The organism is Nostocoides japonicum T1-X7, assembly GCF_001046855.1.
GTDB lineage: Bacteria > Actinomycetota > Actinomycetes > Actinomycetales > Dermatophilaceae > Nostocoides > Nostocoides japonicum.
The window spans coordinates 3,155,046-3,163,002 of record NZ_HF570958.1; the positions used below are offsets into that span (position 1 = coordinate 3,155,046).

Below are 7,957 nucleotides of genomic sequence, written 5' to 3' on the forward strand. Positions count from 1 at the left end.
GAGGGCCGGATCGGCTGGCGGGCCGTCCCGCTCTTCGGCGGTGAGCCGGCCCGTCTCATCGTCTGAGCCCGCGCCGCTCGACGAGGCACGGCCCACCATCCCGGTCGTCGTCCCGCGGCATCCGTGGCGAGTGGGCGTGTCATCACGTCGATGAGAGCCGATCTCAGCGGTGGCGACCTCGCGGGCGCCGACGCCCCGTCAGGAGCAGTCCCACTCCAGCCAGCCCCAGGAGCGTTGCCGACGCTGCGAGGGGGACCGGCCCGGCACCGGTCATCGCCAGCTCCGCGGCCGACGGCGAGGCAGAGGCCGTCGCGCTCATCGCCGGAGCCGCCGTCGTGTGCCGGGCCGCCGAGGTGGTCGACGTCGCGGGCGTGGCGGCGACCACCAGGGCCGACCAGACGGGCGTGTCAGGCACGTCCGTCCCCGCACTGACCCGCCGGCCGACGGCGTCGGCGCCCGCCGTGAAGCCGAAGGTCATGGGCACCGTCCGCCCCGCCTCGACCGCGTCGCTCGAGCACTCCCACTCGTCGATGTCCCCGCCGCACAAGACGACCGGATCGGCCCGGACGCCGTAGGACCGCAGCCGCTCGTCGTAGGAGAACACGAAGGCGAAGACGCCGGGGCTGTTGCCGGTGTTGGTCGCCGACACCGTCACGGTGAAGTGCTGCCCGGCGACCACCGTCGGCCCCGGACCGGTGACGGTGATGGCGAACGTGGTCGGCTCCGCGAAGTGGAGCACGAGGGTCGCGCTGTCGTTGTCCGGGTTCGCGTCGACGGGCTCGACCTGCGCCGTGACGGTCCTCGTCGACCCCCACGGATCGCCACTCGCGTGGGCGCCCATGTCGAAGCGGACCGACTCTCCGGGTGACAGGGCCCGCACCTGGCAGGTGTAGGTCGTCGACGTGCCGGAGGCCCGGGTGCACTCGTCGGGAAGGAGCACTCCGCTCCCGGCATACGACTGGACCGTGAGGACGGTCGGCTCCGACGCCGCGTCCCCGGTGTTGCGGACGGTGAAGGAGAAGCGGGGATAGGCGCCGTACGCGATGACGTCCGGTGCCGACCCAGTGACCGCCAGGTCGGCGCCGGCGTCACGCAATGCCGCAGCGGCGGGCGCAGGATCCTGCCGGGGGGCCGTTCCGACCCGCCTCGGGGACGGCGCCGAGGTCGTGCTGGCCGTGCTCGAGGACGCGGCCGAGACGGTGGTGCCGGGGGAGGCGGTGGGCCCCGAAGGCGTCGCGGAGCCCGGCCCGGCGGTGACGGACGGCACGGGACTCGACCCGGTGTCCGCCGCCGCCGTGCCGACCGGGACGCCGAGGACGCCGACGAGCACGAGAGTCGCGACCGCCAGCGGGGTGACTCGAGGTCGCGCCGCCGACTCGTGACGGCCGCCCCGGAACCGATCCCTCGCCATGGACGCCGAGCCTAGGCCGGACCGGGGGACAGCGGTAGCCTCCGCCGGTCCGAGACGCCCCCCTCGACGCGCCGAGGGTGAGCCGACGCACTCTCGCGACGGGGGACGGCGCGGGAGGGGGCGCGATTTCGTGAGGGAGGGTTCCGCCACGTATGATGGAACGTCGGTCACGTGTGTGCGTGGGCACGCGCGGTGGCCGATTTCCATGGCCGGTCCCACCCAAGAGGGGTCGGCCGCCGCAACGGATTGTGGAGGCTATGGCCAAGAAGGACGGTGTCATCGAGATCGAGGGAACGATCGTCGAGGCGCTCCCCAACGCGATGTTCCGCGTGGAGCTCAGCAACGGTCACAAGGTTCTCGCGCACATCTCGGGCAAGATGCGCCAGCACTACATCCGGATCCTCCCCGAGGACCGGGTCGTGGTGGAGCTCAGCCCCTATGACCTGACCCGGGGCCGGATCGTCTTCCGCTACCGCTGAGCACGAGCCGCACGACCAGCACCGCACACCCCCAGCAGGACCCGGCCGGCCACCCGGTCGGGACGGATCGATCGAGACAAGAAGGCTATGAAGGTTCAGCCGAGCGTCAAGAAGATCTGTGACAAGTGCAAGGTGATCCGCCGCAACGGGCGGGTCATGGTGATCTGCGAGAACCTGCGCCACAAGCAGCGCCAGGGCTGAGCAGCCACCGCACGAAGCACGGACCTTCGAGGACACGCACACAACAGCACACGCAGCACCCGGTCCCTGACCGCCGCCGACGGTGGACGGACAGGACGCCACTCCCGGCTCCGCAGGCCGGGAACCGGATCCCGACGCCAGACCTCGGGACGCCATCCGGAACGGTGACTGCACCAGACCTGCGGAGAACAGCAAAGGAACCATCACCAGATGGCACGTCTGATGGGTGTCGACCTGCCGCGCGAGAAGCGCGTCGAGGTCGGCCTGACCTACATCTACGGAGTCGGGCGCACGAGCGCTCGCAAGGCCCTGGAGTCGACGGGCGTCAGCCCCGACACCCGCGTCAAGGACCTCGGCGACGAGGAGCTCGTCAAGCTCCGCGACTGGATCGAGGACAACCTCAAGGTCGAGGGTGACCTGCGGCGCGAGGTCGCCGCGGACATCCGCCGCAAGGTCGAGATCGGCTCGTACGAAGGTCTGCGGCACCGCCGCGGCCTGCCGGTCCGTGGCCAGCGCACGAAGACCAACGCGCGGACCCGCAAGGGCCCCAAGCGCACCGTTGCCGGCAAGAAGAAGGCCGGCAAGTAACGAGCCGGTGCGAGCCCGCATACCAGCCGTATGCCAGGCGCTCGCCGGCGCGTGAACGTCACCGCTTCGTAGACAGTTAGGAACCCGTATGCCTCCCAAGAGCCGCACGGCCGCCGGCGCCAAGAAGGTGCGCCGCAAGGAGAAGAAGAACGTCGCCGTGGGCATCGCCCACATCAAGAGCACGTTCAACAACACGATCATCTCGATCACCGACCCCGCCGGGGCCGTCATCAGCTGGGCGTCCGCCGGCCAGGTCGGCTTCAAGGGCTCGCGCAAGTCGACGCCGTATGCCGCGCAGATGGCCGCCGAGGCCGCCGCCCGGCGCGCCATGGAGCACGGCATGCGCAAGGTCGACGTCCTCGTCAAGGGTCCGGGCTCGGGCCGCGAGACGGCCATCCGCTCGCTCACCGCCGCCGGTCTCGAGGTCGGCGCGATCAGCGACGTCACGCCCTCGCCGCACAACGGCGTGCGCCCGCCGAAGCGCCGCCGCGTCTGACCGCCCGACTTCCGAGAAAGAGACCGATAGATCATGGCCCGTTACACCGGCCCCATCACCAAGAAGTCGCGCCGTCTGAAGACCGATCTCGTCGGCGGCGACAAGAACTTCGAGCTCCGTCCCTTCCCTCCGGGTCAGCACGGCCGTCGCCGGATCCAGGAGAAGGAGTACCTCACCCAGCTGCAGGAGAAGCAGAAGGCCCGCTTCACCTACGGCGTCATGGAGAAGCAGTTCGTCCGCTACTACAAGGAGGCGGCGGCTCGCCCCGGCAAGACCGGTGAGAACCTGCTCGTCATCCTCGAGTCCCGGCTCGACAACGTCATCTACCGCGCCGGCCTCGCCCGGACCCGTCGCCACGCGCGCCAGCTGGTGACGCACGGCCACTTCGAGGTCAACGGCCAGCGCGTCGACGTGCCGTCCTACCGGGTCGAGCAGTACGACATCATCACCGTCCGCCGGCAGAGCGTGGAGACCTTCCCGTTCCAGCTGGCGCGGGAGACCTTCGGCGACCGGACGCCGCCGGCCTGGATGCAGGTCGTCCCCGGCTCGCTGCAGATCCTCATCCACCAGCTGCCGGTCCGGGAGCAGATCGACATCCCGCTCACCGAGCAGCTCATCGTCGAGCTCTACAGCAAGAACTGACACCGGGGCCGTATGCCGGGAGGCTCCTCCCGGCATACGGGCCCGCCAGGGCACGGGCCACGGACAGAGGTGGCCCGGCCGCCGGTCGGACCGGCACGCGCGGGAGTCAGATAGCGGTCGCCCGCGAGAAGGAAGAAGAACGTGCTCATCGCACAGCGCCCCACCCTGTCCGAGCAGGTCGTCTCGGACTACCGCAGCCGCTTCGTCATCGAGCCGCTCGAGCCCGGCTTCGGCTACACGCTCGGCAACACCCTGCGGCGCACCCTGCTGTCCTCGATCCCCGGGGCGGCGGTGACGAGCATCCGCATCGACGGTGTGCTCCACGAGTTCTCCACGATCCCCGGGGTCAAGGAGGACGTCACCGAGATCATCCTCAACCTCAAGGGCCTCGTCGTCTCCTCCGAGCACGACGAGCCGGTCGTCATGTACCTGCGCAAGCAGGGCGCCGGTGCCGTGACCGCCGCGGACATCGCGCCGCCGGCGGGCGTGGAGATCCACAACCCGGACCTGCACATCGCGACGCTCAACGACAAGGGCAAGGTCGAGATGGAGCTGACCGTCGAGCGGGGCCGCGGCTACGTGTCGGCGCAGCAGAACAAGTCCGGCGACCAGGAGATCGGGCGGATCCCCGTCGACTCGATCTACAGCCCGGTCCTCGCCGTCCGCTACCAGATCGAGGCGACCCGCGTCGAGCAGCGGACCGACTTCGACAAGCTCGTCCTCGATGTCGAGACGAAGCACTCGATGGCCCCCCGTGACGCGATGGCGTCGGCCGGGAAGACGCTCGTCGAGCTGTTCGGCCTCGTCCGCGAGCTCAACGTCGAGGCCGAGGGCATCGACATGGGCCCCTCGCCGACGGACGCCGCCCTCGCCGCGGACCTCGCCCTGCCGATCGAGGACCTCGACCTCACCGTCCGGTCCTACAACTGCCTCAAGCGCGAGGGCATCCACACGGTCGGCGAGCTCGTCGGCCGCAGCGAGGCCGACCTCCTCGACATCCGCAACTTCGGCCAGAAGTCGATCGACGAGGTGAAGGCCAAGCTGCACGGCATGGGCCTGTCGCTCAAGGACAGCCCGGCCGGGTTCGACCCGAGCGCGCTCTCGGCGGCATACGACGACGGCTTCGACGACCTCGGCGACGACGACATGTCGTTCGCCGAGGACGAGCAGCTCTGACCCAACCCGCACCCGACCACCCGCACGGGATGCGGAGCGGTCAGTAGTCCAAGGAGAACGACATGCCCACGCCCACCAAGGGTCCCCGCCTCGGCGGTGGTCCGGCGCACGAGCGGCTGCTGCTGGCCAACCTCGCCACGGCGCTGTTCGAGAACGACCGGATCACGACGACGGAGGCCAAGGCCAAGCGGCTGCGTCCGCTCGCCGAGCGTCTCGTCACGTTCGCCAAGCGCGGTGACCTCCACTCGCGGCGGCGCGTGATGACCGTCGTCCGCGACAAGTCGGTCGTCCACCGGCTCTTCGTCGAGATCGCTCCCGACGTCGCCGACCGGCCGGGCGGCTACACGCGGATCACGAAGATCGGTCCCCGCAAGGGCGACAACGCGCCGATGGTCGTCATCGAGCTGGTCCGGGAGCCGCTGGCCCGCAAGGCGACCGTCGCCGAGGCCGAGGCGGCGACCAAGCGTGCGGCGAAGGACGCCGCCACGGCGTCCGACGAGGCTTCGGAGGCCGGCGAGTCCGCGACGGAGACGGCCGCGGGCGAGGCCGACGTGTCGGCTGCTCCCGACTCGGCGCTCCCCGAGGGCGCCGTCGCCGCCACCGAGGACGGCACGGCCCCCGAGGGCCACGACGTCAAGGGCAACGCCGACTCCGGTCTCTACCACGTGCCGGGGTCGCAGTGGTACGACGCGACGGTCGCCGAGCTCTGGTTCGCGAGCGCCGAGGCCGCCGAGGCCGCGGGGTTCAAGCCGGCCGGCGGCGCCGACAAGCAGGACGTCGACGAGGAGGGCTCGCAGGACTGAGCCCCTGCGGCGCCCGACGCGCACCGAGAGCCCCCGGACCCATCGCGGCCCGGGGGCTCTCGGCATACCACCGGGGTCCTCTCTCGCGGGAGCAGGGAACGCGTCCGAATCCCGAAACCTTGCGTGATGGATAACCAAACGTAGTGTTATGGTCTATCCATGTCCCGTCCCGAGCGAAGCGCCGACGCGCACGTGCTGGTGGGGTACCGCCGCCGCCACGTCGACCTCGTGCGGGTGGGCAGCGCCATGTGTCGAAGGTGACCCTCGCCTGCCCATCCTCACGACCCCTTCGCTCGAAAGGCCCGAGACGACATGTCCCGCAAGACCAGAACCCCCATCGACCTCGCCGCGACCGCCGAGCGGCTCGCGGCGACCCGCGACCTGTGGCAGCCCCTCGTCGACTTCGACCCGATCTCCCGCTACTACGCGCAGCTGACCTCCGACCCCGACCACGAGGCGTGGCTGCTCACCTGGCTCCCCGGCCAGGGAACCGACTGGCACGACCACGGCAACAGCGCCGGCTCGTTCGTCGTCCTCCAGGGACATCTCACCGAGGAGCTCGCCTCCTCCGCGGACGTCCACGGCGTGCGACGCATCCTCGACCGGCCCGGTGACCTCGGCCCCGGCTCGCAACGGTCCTTCGGCCACCACTACGTCCACCGCGTCACCAACACCTCGCTCGATCCCGCCGTCAGCCTGCACGTCTACTCCCCGAAGCTCACGACGATGCGGACGTATGCCGTCGCCGGCGACCGTCTCCACCTCGCCGAGCTGCAGCGGGCGGGGGTGACCTGGTGAGCCGGCCCGTGCCCCGGGTGGGCCGGCCGGAGGGTTCCCGGACCATCGCCGAGGTCCTCGACGAGGCCCGTTCCCGGCTGGACCGGCTCACGCCGGCGCAGGCGATGCGCGCCCTCGCCGACGGCGCCGTCCTCGTCGACATCCGCCCCGAGGCGCAGCGGGCGGTGCACGGCGAGATCCCCGAGGCGATCGTCATCGACCGGAACGTCCTGGAGTGGCGGTTCGACCCGACGAGCGAGGCGGCGCTGCCCGCCGCCCGCTACGACCTCCAGGTCATCGTCATCTGCCAGGAGGGCTACCAGTCGAGCCTCGCCGCGGCGGCCCTGCAGGACCTCGGCATCGAGCGGGCGACCGACGTCATCGGCGGCCAGGGCGCCTGGCAGGCCCAGCTCGCCGCGACCTGGGTGGCCCTCGCCGGCTGAGGACCGCTTGCGCCCCGTGAGGGGTTACGCGCTCGCTGAGGGTCGCTCGCCCTGCGTCGGGGCCTCGACGTCGACGGTGCCGCCGGCCCGCCAGTAGCGGTCGCCGCGCCGCTCGAGGAACTCGTTCTCGACGAGGTAGCGCCGCAGCGCCGCATGATCGGGGTGGTAGCGGTGCAGGATCGTCGCGACGTCGGCCTCGGAGTACGTCACGCCGATCTCGAAGTCCTGGGCGATCCGGTCGAGGACGACGAGCCGCTTGGACAGCTTCGACGGGATCGCCGAGAGCCGCCCGTCGGCGTCGAAGAACGCGCGGATGACGACGTCCTTGTTCCGCATCGCGTCCCGCAGCGAGGGTCGGTCCACACCCTTCACCGTATGCCAGCCCGGTCCTCGCGCGTGTCTCCCGCTCCCGACCCTCGCACGTGCCGAGTTGTTGTCGTCTCGGGCGTCTCTCGGCGACATCTTCTCGGCACGTGCACCGGCCCTCGCCGCACGTGCCGAGTTGTTGTCGTCTCGGGCGTCTTTCGGCGACATCTTCTCGGCACGTGCGAGGAGGGGGTCGCAAGGGCGCGGGGTCAGGAGGCGGGAGGGGCGGGGCGGACGGGGGCGAAGGCGCGGGCGAGGGGAAGGAGACCGAGGACGAGGACCATGGGCAGGGCGAAGCCGACCCGCAACGACCCGGCTCCCACGAGGCCGGTGACGACGGCCCCGAGCAGCGCCCCGACGTAGTTGAACTGGTTGAAGCGGGCGACGACGGCGTCCACCCGCGCTCGGCGCGCCGCCGGATCCTGCCCGCCCGCCGTGGAGTCGGAGAGATCGCCGGCGATGCTCGCGGCCGCGGAGAAGCTGAGCGGGGCGACGACGCCCACCCCGAGCCCGAGGACGGAGAAGCCGGCCACGGCGACGGCCGCCGACGGGGCGAAGACGACGACGGCGAGGGC

12 protein-coding genes and 1 pseudogene are annotated in these 7,957 nt (G+C 71.1%); 10 read left to right on the plus strand and 3 right to left on the minus strand.

Annotated elements, in window-relative coordinates; all coding sequences use genetic code 11:
* Positions 1-163: 163 nt before the first annotated feature.
* On the minus strand, positions 164-1,411 hold the full coding sequence (locus tag BN12_RS14185; protein WP_157635496.1) for a COG1361 family protein: 1,248 nt from the start codon (positions 1,409-1,411) through the stop codon (positions 164-166).
* Between the two features lie 257 nt (positions 1,412-1,668).
* Here BN12_RS14185 and infA point away from each other — a divergent pair, with 257 nt between their 5' ends.
* From infA to BN12_RS14235, 10 genes are all read left to right on the plus strand, one after another.
* The gene (infA, locus tag BN12_RS14195) at positions 1,669-1,890 is read left to right on the plus strand and encodes a translation initiation factor IF-1 (protein WP_013493543.1); all 222 of its coding nucleotides are present in this window, start codon (positions 1,669-1,671) and stop codon (positions 1,888-1,890) included.
* Positions 1,891-1,977: 87 nt separating this feature from the next.
* Positions 1,978-2,091, plus strand: coding sequence for a 50S ribosomal protein L36 (gene rpmJ, locus BN12_RS14200; RefSeq protein WP_006592630.1), 114 nt, complete (start codon positions 1,978-1,980; stop codon positions 2,089-2,091).
* Between the two features lie 210 nt (positions 2,092-2,301).
* The gene (rpsM, locus tag BN12_RS14205) at positions 2,302-2,679 is read left to right on the plus strand and encodes a 30S ribosomal protein S13 (protein WP_048553427.1); all 378 of its coding nucleotides are present in this window, start codon (positions 2,302-2,304) and stop codon (positions 2,677-2,679) included.
* A gap of 88 nt (positions 2,680-2,767) precedes the next feature.
* The gene (rpsK, locus tag BN12_RS14210) at positions 2,768-3,175 is read left to right on the plus strand and encodes a 30S ribosomal protein S11 (RefSeq protein WP_048553429.1); all 408 of its coding nucleotides are present in this window, start codon (positions 2,768-2,770) and stop codon (positions 3,173-3,175) included.
* 33 nt (positions 3,176-3,208) lie between these two features.
* Positions 3,209-3,817: a 30S ribosomal protein S4 gene (gene rpsD / locus BN12_RS14215; RefSeq protein ID WP_048553431.1), complete on the plus strand. Its 609-nt coding sequence runs from the start codon at positions 3,209-3,211 to the stop codon at positions 3,815-3,817.
* A 141-nt stretch (positions 3,818-3,958) separates the two neighbouring features.
* A complete protein-coding gene (locus tag BN12_RS14220; protein WP_048553433.1) occupies positions 3,959-4,993 on the plus strand; it encodes a DNA-directed RNA polymerase subunit alpha in 1,035 nt (344 codons plus the stop codon).
* 62 nt (positions 4,994-5,055) lie between these two features.
* Positions 5,056-5,796 carry a 50S ribosomal protein L17, sunset domain variant gene (rplQ, locus tag BN12_RS14225; protein WP_048553436.1) on the plus strand — a complete coding sequence of 247 codons (741 nt, stop codon included), beginning with the start codon at positions 5,056-5,058 and terminating at the stop codon, positions 5,794-5,796.
* Between the two features lie 159 nt (positions 5,797-5,955).
* Positions 5,956-6,057, plus strand: coding sequence for a putative leader peptide (locus BN12_RS26710; protein WP_407667797.1), 102 nt, complete (start codon positions 5,956-5,958; stop codon positions 6,055-6,057).
* A 51-nt stretch (positions 6,058-6,108) separates the two neighbouring features.
* Positions 6,109-6,594: a cysteine dioxygenase gene (locus BN12_RS14230; protein ID WP_048553437.1), complete on the plus strand. Its 486-nt coding sequence runs from the start codon at positions 6,109-6,111 to the stop codon at positions 6,592-6,594.
* A complete protein-coding gene (locus BN12_RS14235; RefSeq protein WP_235432411.1) occupies positions 6,591-7,016 on the plus strand; it encodes a rhodanese-like domain-containing protein in 426 nt (141 codons plus the stop codon). The genes BN12_RS14230 and BN12_RS14235 overlap by 4 nt, the downstream gene beginning before the upstream one ends.
* A gap of 24 nt (positions 7,017-7,040) precedes the next feature.
* On the opposite strand, the gene BN12_RS14240 is transcribed toward BN12_RS14235, so the two are convergent.
* Both BN12_RS14240 and BN12_RS14245 read right to left on the minus strand, forming a co-directional pair.
* Positions 7,041-7,379, minus strand: coding sequence for a DUF2087 domain-containing protein (locus BN12_RS14240; RefSeq protein WP_048553442.1), 339 nt, complete (start codon positions 7,377-7,379; stop codon positions 7,041-7,043).
* A 212-nt stretch (positions 7,380-7,591) separates the two neighbouring features.
* Positions 7,592-7,957: pseudogene (locus BN12_RS14245) on the minus strand (MFS transporter); the annotation flags it as partial.